General features: G+C 49.5%; 13 protein-coding genes and 2 tRNA genes. 12 read left to right on the top strand and 3 right to left on the bottom strand.

Going from position 1 to position 18023, the window contains the following annotated elements; genetic code table 11:
• From ACI1P1_RS21990 to ACI1P1_RS22000, 3 genes are all read left to right on the top strand, one after another.
• Positions 1–76: transfer RNA gene (locus ACI1P1_RS21990), tRNA-Val, on the top strand.
• A 7-nt stretch (positions 77–83) separates the two neighbouring features.
• A tRNA-Leu gene (locus tag ACI1P1_RS21995) sits at positions 84–168 on the top strand.
• Positions 169–362: 194 nt separating this feature from the next.
• Positions 363–782: a MerR family transcriptional regulator gene (locus ACI1P1_RS22000; RefSeq protein WP_416218599.1), complete on the top strand. Its 420-nt coding sequence runs from the start codon at positions 363–365 to the stop codon at positions 780–782.
• Between the two features lie 115 nt (positions 783–897).
• Here the strand turns inward: ACI1P1_RS22000 and ACI1P1_RS22005 are convergent, their stop codons facing one another.
• Together ACI1P1_RS22005 and ACI1P1_RS22010 are read right to left on the bottom strand one after the other, a co-directional pair.
• Positions 898–1761, bottom strand: a complete 864-nt coding sequence (locus ACI1P1_RS22005; RefSeq protein ID WP_416218600.1) for a hypothetical protein — start codon at positions 1759–1761, stop codon at positions 898–900.
• On the bottom strand, positions 1688–2053 hold the full coding sequence (locus ACI1P1_RS22010; RefSeq protein ID WP_416218601.1) for a hypothetical protein: 366 nt from the start codon (positions 2051–2053) through the stop codon (positions 1688–1690). Before ACI1P1_RS22010 ends, ACI1P1_RS22005 begins: the two co-directional genes overlap by 74 nt.
• A 534-nt stretch (positions 2054–2587) precedes the next feature.
• On the opposite strand from ACI1P1_RS22010, the gene ACI1P1_RS22015 reads away from it, so the two are divergent.
• Positions 2588–3712 (top strand): glycosyltransferase, encoded by a 1125-nt coding sequence (locus ACI1P1_RS22015; RefSeq protein ID WP_416218602.1) that lies wholly within the window; start codon positions 2588–2590, stop codon positions 3710–3712.
• Positions 3709–4896 carry a glycosyltransferase family 2 protein gene (locus ACI1P1_RS22020; protein ID WP_416218603.1) on the top strand — a complete coding sequence of 396 codons (1188 nt, stop codon included), beginning with the start codon at positions 3709–3711 and terminating at the stop codon, positions 4894–4896. The genes ACI1P1_RS22015 and ACI1P1_RS22020 overlap by 4 nt, the downstream gene beginning before the upstream one ends.
• A gap of 63 nt (positions 4897–4959) precedes the next feature.
• On the opposite strand, the gene ACI1P1_RS22025 is transcribed toward ACI1P1_RS22020, so the two are convergent.
• Positions 4960–5484: an acyltransferase gene (locus tag ACI1P1_RS22025; protein ID WP_416218604.1), complete on the bottom strand. Its 525-nt coding sequence runs from the start codon at positions 5482–5484 to the stop codon at positions 4960–4962.
• 274 nt (positions 5485–5758) lie between these two features.
• Here ACI1P1_RS22025 and ACI1P1_RS22030 point away from each other — a divergent pair, with 274 nt between their 5' ends.
• From ACI1P1_RS22030 to ACI1P1_RS22060, 7 genes are all read left to right on the top strand, one after another.
• Entirely contained in the window at positions 5759–7513 is a 1755-nt protein-coding gene (locus tag ACI1P1_RS22030) for a glycosyltransferase (protein ID WP_416218605.1), read from the top strand.
• Positions 7514–7620: 107 nt separating this feature from the next.
• The gene (locus tag ACI1P1_RS22035; RefSeq protein ID WP_416218606.1) at positions 7621–8874 is read left to right on the top strand and encodes a collagen-like domain-containing protein; all 1254 of its coding nucleotides are present in this window, start codon (positions 7621–7623) and stop codon (positions 8872–8874) included.
• 57 nt (positions 8875–8931) lie between these two features.
• Positions 8932–10149 carry a collagen-like triple helix repeat-containing protein gene (locus tag ACI1P1_RS22040; protein WP_416218607.1) on the top strand — a complete coding sequence of 406 codons (1218 nt, stop codon included), beginning with the start codon at positions 8932–8934 and terminating at the stop codon, positions 10147–10149.
• A gap of 62 nt (positions 10150–10211) precedes the next feature.
• A complete protein-coding gene (locus ACI1P1_RS22045; RefSeq protein ID WP_416218608.1) occupies positions 10212–11441 on the top strand; it encodes a collagen-like triple helix repeat-containing protein in 1230 nt (409 codons plus the stop codon).
• A 36-nt stretch (positions 11442–11477) separates the two neighbouring features.
• Complete coding sequence (locus tag ACI1P1_RS22050; RefSeq protein WP_416218609.1) at positions 11478–12407, top strand: collagen-like protein; 930 nt, start codon at positions 11478–11480, stop codon at positions 12405–12407.
• A gap of 201 nt (positions 12408–12608) precedes the next feature.
• Positions 12609–16577, top strand: coding sequence for a beta strand repeat-containing protein (locus ACI1P1_RS22055; RefSeq protein WP_416218610.1), 3969 nt, complete (start codon positions 12609–12611; stop codon positions 16575–16577).
• 163 nt (positions 16578–16740) lie between these two features.
• Positions 16741–18012 carry a hypothetical protein gene (locus ACI1P1_RS22060; protein ID WP_416218611.1) on the top strand — a complete coding sequence of 424 codons (1272 nt, stop codon included), beginning with the start codon at positions 16741–16743 and terminating at the stop codon, positions 18010–18012.
• Positions 18013–18023 lie beyond the last annotated feature (11 nt).

Genomic DNA, 18023 nt, shown 5'->3' on the forward strand with positions numbered 1-18023 from the left:
GGGCGCTTAGCTCAGCCGGGAGAGCATCTGCCTTACAAGCAGAGGGTCGGGGGTTCGATCCCCTCAGCGCCCACCATACATATGCGGTCGTGGCGGAATTGGCAGACGCGCTGGATTCAGGTTCCAGTGGACTAATACTCCGTGGAGGTTCGAGTCCTCTCGACCGCACTACTCATTAGACAAAAAAGACTTCAGCTTTTATGCTGGAGTCTTTTTTGTCATTCAGCATGTGCGCGGCGGTCTTCTCCTGTTAGAGGAGGGAGATAAAAGTTTGCCATTATTTTGATGGGTAATTTTACTCATTTAAACCGTATTCGGTGAATACGTTATAATAAACGCCTAGCATTGGAGGCAATATACATATGAATTCAACCTGTAACCGATTATACAGTCAAATCGAAATTATTATTTTAAGTAAGCTTCCGCCTACAACAGTTAAGCGGTGGCTGGAGTATTTTTCAGATTGTGTTCCTTCTATCCGAAAGGGAGATTTAGATTATTATCAATTTGAGACAGTCGAAGTCCTCAAACGGATTAGTGAATTGAGAAACGAAAAATATCGGTTAAAAAGCATCAGGCATCAGTTGGAGCAGGAGGGCTTTAATAGAAAGAAAGAGGCATCAGAAGAAAATGGGTCAGGTGGAAAAATAACACAAGAGAAAGACATATCAACAAAAATGGAGAAGGAAGTAGATTCCCAAGCGATTCTTTTGACCCTGCATGCCCTCGCTGCGGAGATGCATAGTATCTCTAAGAAGTTGGAGGTATTATGCAAGAGATAGATGATTGCATGATGAAACAAAATAAAAAAACGCCAATTGGCACCGCGTGTTCGCGATAACCTTAGGCGCAATGTTGGAAACCAATAAGATTACTTGCCTGCGTAACCATGGTCGCTCAATTATGTTTTGGAGGACTAACCTTATTCTTAACGTTAATCCAGGGTTTACCCGGGCTGGGTGTTGGGTTTTTCCAATGAATGATAACCGGCTCTTTATGGATGTCTCCGGTAAACCGATGAAGGAAGGTATTAAATTCCTCAATAACTTGTATGATCTGGGAGTCTCTGCTTGAGGATTGATCCCACTTGCTGATTTCCATAATGAGCATAAAAAGATAGCTGTGCAGCTTTTTGGATTGTTCGGATTTTGGCATAACTTCTTGGGTAAGCACTGAATTTTCATATGGAGCAAAACGGAGAAGTGTTGACCACCAAAGTTTAGTGAGGGCAATACCTTCAAGCTTTATAATACTGTAATTGATGAAATTACTGAAAACGGGCAGCAGATACTCTCCCAGCCATTGATTTTCGTCCCTGTATACAATAATGGTGAGTTCCGCTAGTTTTGCGAGAGTGCGGGCAATATGATCTATACCTGAGGCGTTCGTTTGTTTAATGATGTCATGCAGAACAGATAATTTCGTATTTATTTCTTCGAATTGACTGCAAAAAAGCTGAATTGTATTTAGACGCGATTGGTTGAAGATCAGGCTTCCCCGTAAATAAAATAAGGAATGGCATGTAAGGCACCACTCATTGAGCAGAGCCGCTAATTTGTCCGGATTATCATAAACAGCGTAGGAGTAAGCCGTTTGAGGATCCGGCAGTAGGATATACAACCCTTCCCATAAACGCGGAAATGCCTGCTCCATTAAGATCATGGAATCTATTGCATCAGGAAAGTGGCTATTCGTCATACGGCTCTTCTGATTTATGACAATTGGGATCATCGTCGTCTTCATCTTCTTCTTCATCTTCATCTCTGGATGTCCTATGCTCCAGATCCAAAACATCCTCAAGCTTCATCTGCAGAAGCATTTGGTTTTTGATGATGTTTCTAAGTGTTCGTTCCACACTGCGGTTAATATGAAGCATATCGTCCAAAGTGACCGCCTCGTTCTGAAGTAGGCGCTGAATTTTTTCGCCTTCCGCATTCAAAATATGAGAAAGAGCGATTTCTTCAAGAGCAATGGATGATAACAACAATGTAATCGACTCTTGTCGTGTCAATGTTATGATGGGTGTTATGTTCGGTATGTTCGGAAGAGACATGAAACACTTCTCCTTTCATTGGCGCTTACGGACCAAAGCTGTTCCACACAATCCAAGACAGACAAGCTGTTCTGCTGGATAGTGGCCGCGGATTGCATCTGTAATATATACATGAATACTAACCATTATATTCCCCCGTTATCCCCCATACTTACAGCACCCTCCTCACTAAGCACTCCCGACTAAGTTCACTCGTCATCCTGCAGATTTCCGTTTCTAAACCCAAAGGCGTGTGCATACAGTAAAATTAACGTCCGGTTAGGCCATCAAATCCACTCGGTCCGTTTTGGAAGGGAGGGTTAATGAGTCGCTATACAACAGGGATATACTCCAGAATGGATTAAGAGGTTCCTGTACTAGCTGGTGCCTGCCAGAGCAGAGCCTAGAACGGCTTTTCGTTGTTGGCGGTTAAGCTGAATTTGGAATGGAATGAGTTGCGCAGGGTCTCTATAAACGGGGAGAGTCATATACTGGCAGTGTTATGGGATTAAAAATCCATGAATTCTTAATTGGTTTGAAAATGGGAGGAGAAACATGATTACAATAAGTCTCTGTATGATTGTTCGCAACGAAGAAAAAAGTCTGGGCCGTTGCTTGGACGGAGTGAAGGATATTGCTGATGAAATTATTATCGTGGATACGGGTTCTACAGACAACACCAAAGAAGTTGCAGAATCGTATGGAGCAAAAATCTACGATTTTGAATGGATCCAGGATTTTGGAGCTGCCCGGAACTATTCCTTCAGCAAAGCAACCAGCGAATACATTCTGTGGCTGGATGCCGATGATACGATAGAAGAGAAGGACAGAGAGCTCTTCAAACAGCTTAAGGCCACGTTATCTCCGGACTATCAGTCAGTCAGCATGGCGTACAACCTGGCTTTTGACTCCGAGGGAAAAGTCATTAGCAGCTTGCGGCGCAACCGTTTGGTAAGAAGGGATTGCAACTTCCAATGGATTGGTCCGGTGCATGAGTATCTGGCTGCAGGCGGCAATACGTTGGCAAGTGACGTATGCATCACCCATAAGAAAGACAAGGAGTACACAGACCGTAACCTGCAGATTTACCTGAACCGGGAGAAGAAGGGGGAAGATTTTTCGCCGCGGGACCTATATTATTTTGCCAATGAGTTAAGAGAGCATGCAAGATATGAGGAATCGGTGAAATATTACAGACGCTTTCTCGATACAGAGCAGGGCTGGATAGAGGATAATTTTCAAGCATGCTTGAAGCTTGCTGCCTGTTATGAAAAGCTGGGCAATACAAAAGCGCGCATCCAAGCCCTGTGTGAGACATTGCGTTATGACATGCCGCGCTCGGAATTTTGCTGCCAGATGGGCTATTATTTCCTGAGCACCAATGAAATTAATCAAGCGATTTATTGGTTCAAAACTGCCATTGAGCTGCCGAAGCGTGAAACCATGGGGCTTCAGGATATGACCTCGACGAATTGGGTGCCTCATTTGCAATTATGCCTGTGCTACGACAAGCTGGGTTTGTTTACCAAAGCGAATTATCACAATGAAATGGCATTGATGTATTATCCGACGCATCCCAGTATGCTGTATAACCGCACTTATTACAAAGGCAAGCTGGGAGAATCCTTCGTGTCTTTCAATGAAGACCTGGTGCAAGCGGCTGAGGGGAAAAGCGTATGAAAACCAGTATCGTGATATTAACGCTTAACCAGCTTCCTCTTACCATCCAATGTTTGGAGAGCATCTGGAAGAATACGTCCACACCTTATGAGCTTATCCTGGTGGATAACGGATCAAAGGACGGGACAATTGATTATTTAAGAAATTTAGGTGACCGGATCATTCTCATTGAAAATCCGTATAATCTAGGTTTTGCCAAAGGCTGCAATCAAGGCACGGAGGTCGCTACTGGGGATCAAATATTATTTCTGAATAACGATACCATTCTGCCCCCAGGTTGGCTTGAACCCATGGTTGAGGCTTTATACAGTGATGACGATGTCGGAATTGTGGGACCTGTTACGAATTACATTAGCGGCCAGCAGAAGATTCCCGTACCCTATACGCATATTGGCGATATGGAGCCCTTCGCAAAGGCCCACATGCAGAAGCATAAAGGAGATATGCAGGAGGTACGGAGAATTGTCGGTTTTTGTCTGATGGCCAGGAGCAGCTTGCTTGAGGACATTGGCGTATTCGATGAACGGTATGGATTAGGGAATTATGAGGATGACGACTTGTGTCTGCGGGCAGTGAGAGCCGGCTACAAGCTGCTAATTGCTTGGGGATCATTTATCCACCATATTGGCCATGCGAGCATGGGCCAGTCAGAATCAGCAAGCTTAGGGAACCTGTTGCAGATTAACCGCGAAAAGTCTCTCCAAAAATGGGGTCTTCCTGTCCATGAACTGTTGTATTCACCCGCTGTCCGTATCAGTGCTTGTTTCATTACTTCCAACAGTGAAGAGATATTGGAAGCCACGCTTTCTTCATTCCAGGGAGCAGTCGAGGAAATTATTGTGGTCGATATGAATTCCTCAGATGGAACCGTGGATATAGCCAGAAAATATGCAAATAAAGTGGTTGCTCTAAAAAGTGCTGGTTCACCTCAGTTGGAGCCTGAGATGATGTATCAATTAGCCTCGGGTGATTATCTGTTATGGCTGGAGCCGGGAGATATTCTGGACACCTCCTCACGAAGAAGAATGGCCGGGTTGAAGAAATCCTTATATCCCGGATATGACGTCGTTACTGTTTCCTTCGAGAATGGCGCCAGATATTTGACCGCAAAAAGCTTGCATAAGGTGGATCCGCAGACCGCTATCAAGTCACCTGATACCGCTTATTTCAGAAGCCAATTGTAAAAAAAACCGTCGAATAAAAGGCGCCGCAAAGCTGTTAATCACACACAGCTTTGCGGCGCCTTATTATGAGCAGATGGGAGAAGCTCTGGAGGGAACGCCCATTGCCCGGAAGCCATCAGGAATATCCTTGGTCACCACTGTATTAGGGGCCACAATACAATCTCTTCCTATATTCACGTTGCCAACGATGACTGCATGGGCGCCAATAGTAGTGTTATCTCCAATTATCACTTGATTGTCCCGGGTAGTGGTTCCTTGCAGCCCAATGGGAATGCCGATTTCCCGGAATTGGTGATCCGTATCGGAGATATAAACATACGGGCCTATTGTCACATTTTTACCGACTTCAATGCGGTTGATGGCAGACATTAATACATCACGGTCGCATCGGGTACCTTCGCCAATGGAGATTTTGGGGACGGGACCTATCCCCGGTGTGGCCACATTGAACCAATACCCATCTCCGATGGAGGTGTGATCACCAATCCAAACTTCTTCGGGATAATTGAAGTAGCCGTCATCGGATATTGTGGCATTCACTCCAAGATAACAAAGCCGATTTCTTAATGAGATGTCAATAGGAGACATGCTATAGGTTACCTCCTTCGGAAGCCTTTTTATAGTATGTATGAAGAAGTGCCGGATTCAGACTTGGAAAATAAGGGGACAGGCTGAGTTATATTTTCCTGTCCTTCTTTATATGACAAGTTTCTAACTTCTGGGCGGAAGCATATACATAGCTCATAGTGCAAAAAATGGGCTCGGACTGCTATGTCTGCAAAGTCCATCAAGTCCACATGAAATGGATGCCGTGGACGAGAGGAGGGAGCGTCTTCTGAATAAGGTCCAGTTAAGCGTCTGTATGATTGTAAAGGATGAGGAGCAATGGATTGGCCGCTGCCTTGCCAGCATCCGCCCTTATGCGGGAGAAATTATCGTAGTGGATACGGGCTCCCACGATCAAACAGCAGGGATTGTCCAGTCCTTGGGGGGACGTATCCTGCCATTCGAGTGGACGGGAAGCTTCGCTGATGCCCGGAATTTCGGTCTGGAGCATGCAACTGGAGAATGGATCATGTGGTTGGATGCGGATGAAGAAGTAGATGTACAACAAGCAAGTCACTTGCTGGAGCTGCACCAATATAAGAAGAGTAATTTGCTGGCCGTGGAAATGATCCATTTCAATGGGGCCTTACATCCTCACCCTGACGAAGCATACCGCATGGTCCATCATCGTCTCTTCCGAAATGGCAAGGGTTTTTACTTTACAGGAGACATTCATGAGCAATTATCCAATTCCCGTACGGATATGGTACAGGAGGTGGAACAGTGTGAGATTCTGCCTGTTACGGTGCTTCATTACGGTTATTTGGAGGCAGTTGCCGATACAAAGCATAAATTCTCACGAAATTTCAGCATCCTGCAAAAGAAGCTGGCCGAGATGCACGAACCCGATCCTTGGCTGATGTACCATTTGGCCAGTGAGTATTACCGGAAGAAGGATTACAACACTGCCATCGATCAGCTCAATTTGGCTATCCGCATGGCACTTGCCCAGGGAATGCTACCTCCACCGTTGTTTTATAAGCTGAAATATGCCTCGTTGCTTGAAGCAAAGCAATTTGAAGCCGCGTGGTCGGGCATTGATAAAGCGATTTTGCTTTATCCGGATTATGTGGACTTACATTTTTACAAAGGGTGCATCTTGCTCCAGTTGGGTAAGGCAGAATTAGCACTTCCTACGTTTGAGGAATGTTTGCGGTTGGGCGATGTACATCCCCATTATATGACCCTGCAAGGCGCCGGTTCCTTCTACACCTTCTACTATCTTGGTTTGTGCTATGCCCAATTGAAAGCCCCGCACAAAGCAAGCCAGATGTACGTAAAAGCCCTAGAGCGATCTCCCCATTTTTCGGAAGCCAGGCAGGAGTTGGAACGGGTAAGAGCTTCAGAACATAGCATATCGTGTTTAGTTGATTCCAGCTCGTCCGCTTTTCTACCAGATTCTATGCAACCCATAGCCGACCCCTATCCTGTAGTTATTGCCGCCCGGTTGACCATAGGGACAATGTTAATTCCAGGGGGAAACGGGCCGGACCGGTTAGATCAATGGCTGAAAGAATGGGATGCTTATGCAGATGAATGGTTGATTGTGGACTGCGGTCTGCAGCGGGAGGAAAAAGCGGTTGCCCGCCGGTATGCTCATCAACTTGTTGTTTACAACAACAGTAATTCCGAATGGGCTAAACCGGGAATCGTTCTCCGCGAAACAGCATCCTGCGAATATTTTCTATGGCTTCATCCTGCGGATCGTCTGACCCCGGAGGCTTCGCAGGAGCTGGATGCGTTGCGGCAATGGCTGGATGCACAAGACGGCAGGAAAATGGATGCAATTTCATTCCAGTTAAGCTGGCCCAATCCGGAAACTGACGATTCAACGGGTTGGACGGTTACACGCAACCGGCTGGTGCGCAAAGCTGCGATTGCGGATTGGAATCCCCAACTGGAGGAATTCCTCCTGCCGCCTGGAGCATTGGTGCAGGAAAGCGGGATTCGGTTGCAGTTTGACCGGGGCTTGGGGAGGAAACAACTAAACACTTTGTCAGAAAGCAGTTAAGTATTTTCCAACGAAAGGGGGGATGCGCCGGTCTGATCATTGTAGGAGATTGCCAAAGCCGGAGGGCAATTGTCTTAGAAATTCACTTGGAAGAGGAGTTGTGTGGGATGCCTTTATTTACTCCAATTCTATTGGGGAACCCAGGGGCGGCAATCAGCTTTAGTGCCAGTGTAGAGCAGGCGGAAAATCAGCCGCTCACACAAATTAATTTCACCGTTCCCATTCGCTTCAAACTTCAGAATTCAGGCAGCTACTTGCTTGTGCTGGGTCTTGAGCTATTGAAAAACGGCCAGATAATAAAGACTGTTACAGACCCCTATACCGGAACCGGAGCCGCCAACGAGACGGTCGCTGGTGAGATTGACTTCCACGTTCTGGAGGCATTAGCAGTAGGTACACATCAATACGAGCTGCGGGTACGGGTATTGGCTTATCAGAATGTGCAGTCGCATCCGGAGGCGGGATATCCGGCTACATCACTTCACTTGTCGTCTGAAGCGGATGATGTGGGGCCTGAAGGCCCTCCCGGTCCTCCGGGGCCATACGGGGATGATGGCCCTAAAGGTCCTCCCGGGGCTACGGGGCCAAGGGGTGATGTTGGTACTGGGGCAACGGGAGCAACAGGCAACAAGGGCGTTACCGGTCCTACTGGACCGTTTGTATTCAGCGGAGGTGATCCAGGTCCGACAGGTGCTACAGGCCCAACAGGCGAAGGGGCTACCGGTCCTACAGGTCCTACCGGTGACGGTATCACAGGTCCTACCGGTGTTGGTTTGCCAGGTCCTACAGGAGCCACAGGGGTAACCGGAGCTAGGGGTGATACCGGACCCGGCGGAATCACAGGACCTACAGGTCCAACAGGTACGGATTGGGGCTGGAGAGGACCGACAGGACCCGCCTTTACCGGGCCAGGACCGGGATTTCCCGGAGGCTACGTTCAAGGCTATACTCAGTTTGATCTATCTACTGGGAATTGGACAGAAATTGGGCGAATCTCCAACATCGTAGTTCCTGCTCCTCCGGAGCAACAACCACTTCAACCTGCGGTCATTCTGAAGGGCAGTTTTGGAATCCTCTATTTAGTTAGTGAAAATGTTCCTGTGGATGTTACTGTGGATTATCGTATTCTGCGTGACGGATCAGAAATTCAATCCTTCCGTTATCATGATGTCCGGTCTAATCCGAGTTCCGCTATGGATATCAACTTCTGGTTACCTCTTTATCATGTAGATTTGGCAGCAGCTCAAGGCGCGCATGAATATATTATTCAGGCAAGGTCTGGACTGGCGTCAGGGATTCCGCACAGCGTGTATACTCAGAAACAGTCCTTTACTGCAAGTGTGATCTACAGCGCAGATTAATTAACAATACAGATTCTTGGAGTTTTGATAATGCTGTATGCGAAGGAGTTGTGCAGGATGCCGAACTATATATCCCTTCCCGTCATCAGCGGCGCGAGCGCAGTTCTGGAAGAAGTTACGCTCTTGGCGGAAGTGACATATCCTCTTGCAGAGGTGACCTTTGTGCTCCCGTTACTGCTGCGTACCGAGTCCTCGGGGAGATACCGGCTGCTTATGGAATATGTCATCAGCAGGAATGGAGTTCCGTTGCTGCTGCGTAATGTGGCTCTTGAGGGGCAGGCTGTTGCCGGAGAGCAGGTTCAGACAGACGCGATTGTCAAATATGTGCACCCTCTTGAAGCAGGGCTTCATACCTATCAGATTCAAGCTACCATCCGACAGACGGTGAATCTCGCTTCAGAGGTACTTGCAGGAACCCCGCTACTGCAGACTGGCCCGGGCCCCATTGTTCTTGCCGGCCCCATCGGGCCCACAGGACCCACAGGTCCTACAGGTCCTACAGGTCCTACAGGTGATACAGGTCCTGATGGCAGCCAGGGTGGTAGTGGAAAGGGAGGTACAGGTCCAGGCGGTCTCACAGGTCTTACGGGTCCTATAGGCCCTACCGGTTACGGAAATGGACTGCCAGGCACTACAGGTGCCACAGGCGCTAGTGGAATTGGATTAACAGGAAACACGGGTCCAACAGGTATTGGGATACCAGGTCCAACGGGTCCAACAGGATATGGACTCACCGGCCCTACTGGCGCTCCTGGACTCCAGGGTCCTATTGGATATGGAACCACCTCAGCAACGGGGCCGACTGGGCCAACAGGGCCAACCGGCGCCACCGGCCCCACAGGGTTTGCCGGAGAGGCACTTCCACAGATACAAGTCGTGTATTCTTCAGTTTTGCCGGCTCCAGTGACAGCACAAGAGGGGGTTACCAACTTATTCGCCTTCCCCTATCGTTTTATGATGTTTCCTGGGACCCTGGACGGTTATATTCAAGTACAAATCAAACCGCAAAACTCACCTTATACCGGGCCTGCTCTGTTTAGAGGGGGTTATGAGGTATTCGCTGGTGAGAGGCAAATTAACGAAGTATTCTACGGGTTAGTCGGGCAGGATTTGCTGGAAATTGTGCTGCCTATTCGTATGGACATTACCAATCAATATAATGGTGTTGATCTGAATTTCTATTATGTAATACAAAATAATAACCCAGTGACTAGCTTTGATGTTGTTGTTACCCAAGCTGCATTTAGTTTAACTGTATACAATCTAGAACACTGATAATAGCTAAATATATTCAAAGTCTCTGAGAATAAGGAATTTTGTAGGAGGAGCGGTGAGCTATGTCGTTTACACCTCTTGTGCTGGGAAGACCGGGTCCAGAGGTTCATCTGACCGTCACCTTGGTAACGGATAATGATCAACCCGGCGCACTGCTCAGCTTCCGGGTCCCCGTGAAGGCGTCCACCCAGGCATCTGGAGCTGGAGCATTGTATATCGAATGGGAGCTTTGGCGTGGTGATGTTTTAGTGGCGAAGCAGGTGTCCCCCATGACCTTTATTGCGCCAGCCGGAGAAGAGCAATTACTAAGCGAGGTCATTGATGTCGTCGACAGCATCGGAGCAGGCACCCATGTCTACAATTTGAAGGCTCAAGTGGTAGCCTTCAACAATATTACGGACAATGCTCTTCTGGGAAAACCGCAAATTGGGGCAAGATTTCCGGCGGAAACTTCGGTAATCGGTGATGGTATTACAGGTCCAACCGGTCCAACCGGCCCTACTGGGGGCACTGGCGCCAAAGGTGAAGGGGGCGACCCTGGCGATCATGGGACAGTGGGTACCGGTGTATCCGGCCCAACGGGTCCTACAGGTCCCACTGGAGATACAGGTCCAACCGGTACGACCAGTTTAACCGGCAGCGGGATAGCTATAACTGGAGCTACAGGTCCAACAGGTCCTACCGGACATGGATGGACAGGAGCTACCGGAGCTACTGGGATAGGAGCCACGGGTCCAACCGGAGTTGGCAGCGTTGGAGCAACAGGGGAAACCGGTCTCAGGGGCCCAACAGGTCCAACAGGAAGCGGCGAGGGTGTCACAGGACCCACAGGTGCACCCAATCCTAGGAGCGGTAGCAAGGGGCCAAAGGGAGCGAATTATTCCCCACAGCGGTTTGGAGGAAACCTAAATTCAGCGTCGAATTTTGTGCCAATAAGGCTTTTTTGGTGGCCGGTACAGACGCTTCCGCGACTCCCTGTCCGTGCAGGACAAAAGGTTTTTCTTGAGTTTCTTGCCAGTATTCATACTGATTTAGGCAGTACTACTGGACCTGACTACTATGATTTTAGATATCAAATTGTGGATAAGGATCATAATGTAGTGGTTCATTCAGATACGATAAGCTATGGCTGGGGACGTGCCGTTCTAGACAATACTATATTGGTTAATTGGGTGGATGAAATTGGGGAAAATTCAACCCGGGTGTATGAACTCCAAGTAATAACCAACTCTAGTCCAGGTGGAGGAACAATGAGATATTACAACTTCAGAGCGACTGTTTTGGAAGGTTAAGTTGCAAAACGATGATCAGTGGGAGGGAATAAATATATGATAACAGGACCTACAGGACCTACAGGAGCAACCGGACAAGACGGAACAGATGGTGTAAACGGATCAGTTGGAGGCAGAGGAGCAACCGGAAACACGGGAGTTACAGGGGTTACAGGAGGAACAGGCGTTACCGGTGTCGGCGTAACAGGAGCCACGGGCGTTACCGGGATCGGGGTAACGGGAGCCACGGGTATTACCGGTGTCGGCGTAACAGGAGCCACGGGTATTACCGGTGTCGGCGTAACAGGAGCCACGGGTGTTACCGGTGTCGGCGTAACAGGAGCCACGGGTATTACCGGTGTCGGCGTAACAGGAGCCACGGGTATTACCGGTGTCGGCGTAACAGGAGCCACGGGTGTTACTGGTGTCGGCGTAACGGGAGCTACGGGCGTTACTGGGATCGGTGTAACAGGAGCCACGGGTATTACTGGTGTCGGCGCAACAGGAGCCACGGGAACATTTTCCCGAAGCTTTGGCTCTTATTATTCTAATGCTGTCACGGCCGCAGATTCAGACAATTTCCCTATTGGAGGATTCGTTGAGGCTGTCACAACAGTAGGCAACTTAATTTCCCTGTCCAGTGGAAATACATTTAACTTGGCGCCAGGACATCATTATTACGTGGATTTCCAAGCCAATATTACGTTTCCGGAAAATACGAATGCGCCGGGCCTTGTGTTGACCAGAAATGGTGCTCCCATCAGCAGGACATTAACTTTTTCGGGTGCATTAGGGGGCACAGCTGATTATGGTTCACCTCTGGGGCCGACTATACCTGTACGAAACTCTACGATTTTGTACGTTACAGCAAGCAACTATTCGATACAGCTTGCAATGGCGCAAGCGGGAGTGGAGACCTCGCAAGATATTCTTGGTGCAAGAACAGCATCTTCGAAAGCATTTATTACGATTATAGCGTTGGATTAAACGAAGGAATTCCAGGGAGGGGAAGGGTCGTGCCTTACCCTTTCCCTCTTTTATCTAAAATTTAATTTCTTTGAGACTACGACATGCAAATATAAAAAGATTCTAGGCAAACAAGTTTAAAAAGATCCGCGGCTCATTGATGACATGCCACAAAGACAGAAATAGTGACATGGGTATAATGAAAAATTCGGAGGTGAGATCATGATCACAGGGCCAACAGGGCCAACAGGAGCAACAGGACCAACAGGACCAACGGGGCTGTCAGGAGACAAAGGCGACCCAGGCGATAGAGGGCCTACTGGTAGAACCGGCCCTACAGGAGCAACAGGTGCCACGGGTGTAACTGGAGTTACGGGTATTACAGGAGAAACAGGCGTCACTGGTATAACGGGCGAAACAGGCGTCACTGGTATCACAGGTGAAACAGGCGTCACTGGTATAACGGGCGAAACTGGCGTCACTGGTATAACGGGCGAAACTGGCGTCACAGGTATAACGGGTGAAACTGGAGTCACCGGCGTAACAGGTGAAACTGGAGTCACCGGCGTAACAGGCGAAACAGGCGTCACTGGTATCACAGGTGAAACAGGCGTCACTGGTATCACAGGTGAAACAGGCGTCACTGGTATAACGGGCGAAACAGGTGTCACGGGTATCACAGGTGAAACAGGCGTCACCGGTATAACGGGTGAAACAGGCGTCACCGGTATAACGGGCGAAACTGGAGTCACCGGTATAACGGGTGAAACTGGGGTCACCGGCGTAACAGGTGAAACTGGGGTCACCGGTATAACGGGTGAAACTGGGGTCACTGGCGTCACGGGTGAAACTGGCGTAACAGGTGAAACTGGAGTCACCGGCGTCACGGGTGAAACTGGGGTCACCGGTATAACGGGTGAAACTGGGATCACTGGCGTCACGGGTGAAACTGGCGTAACAGGTGAAACTGGAGTCACCGGCGTAACAGGTGAAACTGGAGTCACCGGCGTAACGGGCGAAACAGGCGTCACGGGTGTAACGGGTGAAACTGGGGTCACCGGTATAACGGGTGAAACTGGCGTCACCGGTATAACGGGTGAAACTGGCGTCACCGGTATAACGGGTGAGACTGGTGTCACCGGTGTAACGGGCGAAACTGGTGTTACGGGTGTAACGGGTGAAACTGGTGTCACCGGCATAACGGGTGAAACAGGCGTCACAGGTATCACGGGTGAAACAGGCGTAACGGGTGAAACTGGGGTCACTGGTATCACAGGTGAAACGGGTATCACAGGCGAAACCGGGGTCACAGGTATCACGGGTGTAACGGGTGAAACTGGGGTCACCGGCGTAACAGGTGAAACTGGCATAACGGGTGAAACTGGCGTCACCGGCGTAACAGGCGAAACTGGGGTCACTGGCGTCACGGGTGAAACGGGCGTTACAGGTATCACGGGTGAAACTGGGGTTACGGGTATTACAGGTGAAACGGGCGCCACTGGGGTAACGGGTGAAACAGGCGTCACTGGTGTAACGGGTGAAACAGGGGTCACTGGTATCACAGGTGAAACTGGGATCACCGGCGTAACGGGTGAAACTGGTGTTACGGGTATCACAGGCGAAACCGGGGTCACCGGTATCACGGGTGAAACGGGCGTCACGGGTGTAACGGGTGAAACTGGGGTCACTGGCGTAACAGGTGAAACTGGTGAAACGGGCGTCACCGGTATAACAGGAGAAACTGGCGTCACCGGTATTACAGGCGAAACTGGCGTCACGGGTATTACAGGTGAAACTGGTGTTACGGGTATCACGGGTGAAACTGGTGTTACGGGTATTACAGGTGAAACAGGTGTCACAGGTATCACAGGTGAAACGGGCGTCACAGGTATCACAGGCGAAACTGGTGTTACGGGTATCACGGGTGAAACTGGCGTCACTGGCATAACAGGTGAAACAGGCGTCACTGGTATAACGGGCGAAACAGGTGTCACGGGTGTAACGGGTGAAACTGGGGTCACCGGCGTAACGGGCGAAACTGGGGTCACTGGTATTACAGGTGAAACAGGCGTAACCGGCGTCACGGGTGAAACTGGAGTCACCGGCGTAACAGGCGAAACAGGCGTCACTGGTATCACAGGTGAAACAGGCGTCACTGGTATAACGGGCGAAACAGGTGTCACTGGAGTAACGGGTGAAACAGGCGTCACGGGTATCACAGGTGAAACTGGCGTCACCGGTATAACGGGTGAAACTGGGGTCACCGGCGTCACGGGTGAAACTGGCGTCACCGGTATAACGGGTGAAACTGGTGTTACGGGTATCACAGGCGAAACCGGGGTCACCGGTATCACGGGTGAAACGGGCGTCACGGGTGTAACGGGTGAAACTGGGGTCACCGGCGTAACAGGCGAAACTGGGGTCACTGGCGTCACGGGTGAAACGGGCGTTACAGGTATCACGGGTGAAACTGGCGTCACCGGTATAACGGGTGAGACTGGTGTAACAGGTGAAACTGGTGTTACGGGTATAACAGGCGAAACAGGCGTCACGGGTATTACAGGTGAAACTGGCGTCACTGGTATAACGGGTGAAACTGGCGTCACCGGTATCACAGGTGAAACTGGGGTCACTGGCGTAACGGGTGAAACAGGCGTCACGGGTGTAACGGGTGAAACTGGGGTCACTGGTGTAACGGGTGAAACTGGCGTCACTGGTATCACAGGTGAAACTGGCGTCACGGGTATCACAGGCGAAACTGGCATCACGGGTATCACAGGTGAAACTGGGGTCACTGGCATAACTGGTGAAACAGGCGTCACTGGCGTCACTGGTATCACAGGTGAAACGGGCGTCACCGGTATAACGGGTCAAACTGGCGTCACCGGTATAACGGGTGAAACTGGCATCACGGGTGTAACGGGTGAAACTGGCGTCACCGGTGTAACGGGCGAAACTGGTGTTACGGGTATAACAGGCGTCACGGGTATTACAGGTGAAACTGGCGTTACTGGTATAACGGGTGAAACTGGAGTCACGGGTGTAACGGGCGAAACAGGTGTCACAGGTGAAACAGGCGTCACGGGTATTACAGGTGAAACTGGCATCACGGGTATCACGGGCGAAACTGGGGTCACGGGCGTAACGGGTGAAACAGGTGTCACTGGCGTAACGGGTGAAACTGGCGTCACCGGTATAACGGGTGAAACGGGCGAAACAGGTGTCACCGGTATCACGGGTGAAACAGGCGTCACCGGCGTAACGGGTGAAACTGGAGTCGCGGGCGTTACAGGTGAAACAGGTGCTACTGGGATTACCGGAGCTACAGGAGCACTAGGTGAGACTGGCAACAAAGGTCCAACCGGAGATACTGGCAGTGTAACAGCTGCTACTGGCTCTACAGGTGCCACAGGACCAACAGGTCCGACCGGATCTACCGGAGCTACTGGGACTACTGGGACTACTGGAGACAAAGGCGACACAGGACCAGAAGGACCAATGGGACCAGAAGGACCACAGGGCAACGAAGGAAACAATGGATCCGTTGGCCCTCGTGGAGCAACCGGAGCTACTGGAACTACTGGAGCAACCGGAGTTACTGGAACAACCGGAGCAACCGGAGTTACTGGAACAACCGGAGTTACTGGAGCAACGGGAGTTACTGGATCTACGGGAGCAACCGGAGTAACCGGAGCAACTGGAGAAACGGGAGTAACCGGGGCTAGTGGCTCAAGTGGAGCCACTGGAGCAACCGGCAGCATGAGTTACAGCTTTGCGCAATACAGCAGCCAAATCGTTGATGAAGTGGCGACTCATCCTGATTACCCGATCGGAGACTTTATATTAATTAATGGCTTTGGTGATCAGATCACATATGACGGAAATACTACATTTACGTTGAAAGCGGGCCATCACTATTTAATTCTGTTCCAGGCTTGTGTTCAATCTGGTCCAGATTTTGCACCAGTCATTGAATTAATTAAGAATGGAACTCCCAGATACTCTTCACAGGTACCTGGTGCTGCTTCGCTTGACGCCATTGTTTTAGAGGGTATGGATATGCATTTTTCGTATAATGACACTACTTTCCAATTGGCCGTACTATATGAAGGGACCCGAATCACAAGTGACTTCCCAGGACTCATGAATGGAGTTAAAACAGCTAGAATTACCTTCATTTCATTAAATTAACAAAAAAAAGAGCAAAATCAATTTGAGCTGCCGAATCCGGCAGCTTTTTTTTGTTGTTTTCAAAGATTTTGAAAAATCCCTAATACAACGTGGTATTAGCCCAAACCGAAATAGAAGGGGGCCATATAATATGTTATTCCATTTAAGAAAGGAGCGAGGCTGCTTGTCTCAGTCCAATATTCCTAATATTACTCCCGTCATTACCTTAACACGAGCGGAAGCAGTAAACATGCTATTAGCTTCAATTGCCATGGAAGAATTGGGGCTTAGTCATATTATTAATGCTGAAGGGGAAAAGATGCAGTATGCGCTAGGCACCTTGCCAGGCGTAGACGCACCTGTTGTAAATCTTACTAATATTTTCGAAGTAGGCGACAGCGTACGGGATGTCCTGCGGGAAAGTGCGAAGAGTGAATGGATAATGATTAATCAGCTTGAAAGTATCTTCGCAGCTCCGGTGGATTATGGTCCGACGGGGCCGACAGGTCCGACGGGGCCATTAATTGGACCACGTGGGCTGACAGGTGAGATGGGGGAGGCTGGGGAACAAGGCGATACCGGCGACACCGGTCCGACGGGTCCCACAGGCTTTACTGGAATTCTCGGATTAACAGGTGAAACAGGAGTAACAGGTGAAACAGGAGTAACCGGTGAAACCGGTGTGACCGGGCTTACCGGATTAACTGGCGCTACGGGACCTACGGGACCGACAGGAGAAACAGGGGTTACGGGTGTTACGGGTGCAACAAGTGAGGTTACCGGTCCAACGGGTGCTACTGGTATTACAGGATCAACTGGCCCGACAGGGCAAACCGGATTAACAGCCGGGGCTACCGGTGAAACTGGCGTGACCGGTCTGACAGGAGTCACTGGTTTAACCGGGGAAACAGGTGTTACGGGTGAAACGGGAGTAACCGGTGTTACTGGTGTGACGGGCGTTACAGGTGAAACAGGAGTAACTGGAATAACCGGAGTAACCGGAGTTACGGGTATTACAGGAAGCCCCCCGCCTGATGTGGCGAATAGGTACTTGCCGGCAACAGCACCAGTAACACTAGCGACTGGGGATGATATCCCATTTACAACGGTTGTTTATGAGTTTGGAGGAGTTGTATATAACGCGGGAAATTTGGATTTTGAATTAGCGTATACGGAGTCCGCTCCCGGAGTAGGCTCTGCATATCTTGTCCTTTATTGGGTTGAAGCTACCACCACAGCAGGCAATACTTTAGAGGTAGCTCTTGCTTTAAATGGCACAACTACTACTCTTCCAGCAGGTATTGCTATTGGAGGACTTGAAGCAGGTATTAATTTGGTTAAAGGTGGAAGTATATTCCGTTTGACAAATACAGATCCAAACCGACTTGCTTTACGGAATGCTTCAGCAGAAATTACAGATGCAAATGCCAAAATTATTATTGTAAGGCTGGATTAGAAGATACAATC

This window comes from Paenibacillus mesotrionivorans, from assembly GCF_046098205.1.
GTDB classification, from domain to species: Bacteria; Bacillota; Bacilli; order Paenibacillales; family NBRC-103111; genus Paenibacillus_AR; species Paenibacillus_AR mesotrionivorans.

Excerpts from the sequence above, each read along its gene's own strand:
- ACI1P1_RS22000 (WP_416218599.1), top strand. The coding sequence starts at position 363 with ATGAATTCAACCTGTAACCGATTATACAGTCAAATCGAAATTATTATT.
- ACI1P1_RS22005 (WP_416218600.1), bottom strand. The coding sequence starts at position 1,761 with ATGAAGATGAAGAAGAAGATGAAGACGACGATGATCCCAATTGTCATA.
- ACI1P1_RS22010 (WP_416218601.1), bottom strand. The coding sequence starts at position 2,053 with ATGTCTCTTCCGAACATACCGAACATAACACCCATCATAACATTGACA.
- ACI1P1_RS22015 (WP_416218602.1), top strand. The coding sequence starts at position 2,588 with ATGATTACAATAAGTCTCTGTATGATTGTTCGCAACGAAGAAAAAAGT.
- ACI1P1_RS22020 (WP_416218603.1), top strand. The coding sequence starts at position 3,709 with ATGAAAACCAGTATCGTGATATTAACGCTTAACCAGCTTCCTCTTACC.
- ACI1P1_RS22025 (WP_416218604.1), bottom strand. The coding sequence starts at position 5,484 with ATGTCTCCTATTGACATCTCATTAAGAAATCGGCTTTGTTATCTTGGA.
- ACI1P1_RS22030 (WP_416218605.1), top strand. The coding sequence starts at position 5,759 with ATGATTGTAAAGGATGAGGAGCAATGGATTGGCCGCTGCCTTGCCAGC.
- ACI1P1_RS22035 (WP_416218606.1), top strand. The coding sequence starts at position 7,621 with ATGCCTTTATTTACTCCAATTCTATTGGGGAACCCAGGGGCGGCAATC.
- ACI1P1_RS22040 (WP_416218607.1), top strand. The coding sequence starts at position 8,932 with ATGCCGAACTATATATCCCTTCCCGTCATCAGCGGCGCGAGCGCAGTT.
- ACI1P1_RS22045 (WP_416218608.1), top strand. The coding sequence starts at position 10,212 with ATGTCGTTTACACCTCTTGTGCTGGGAAGACCGGGTCCAGAGGTTCAT.
- ACI1P1_RS22050 (WP_416218609.1), top strand. The coding sequence starts at position 11,478 with ATGATAACAGGACCTACAGGACCTACAGGAGCAACCGGACAAGACGGA.
- ACI1P1_RS22055 (WP_416218610.1), top strand. The coding sequence starts at position 12,609 with ATGATCACAGGGCCAACAGGGCCAACAGGAGCAACAGGACCAACAGGA.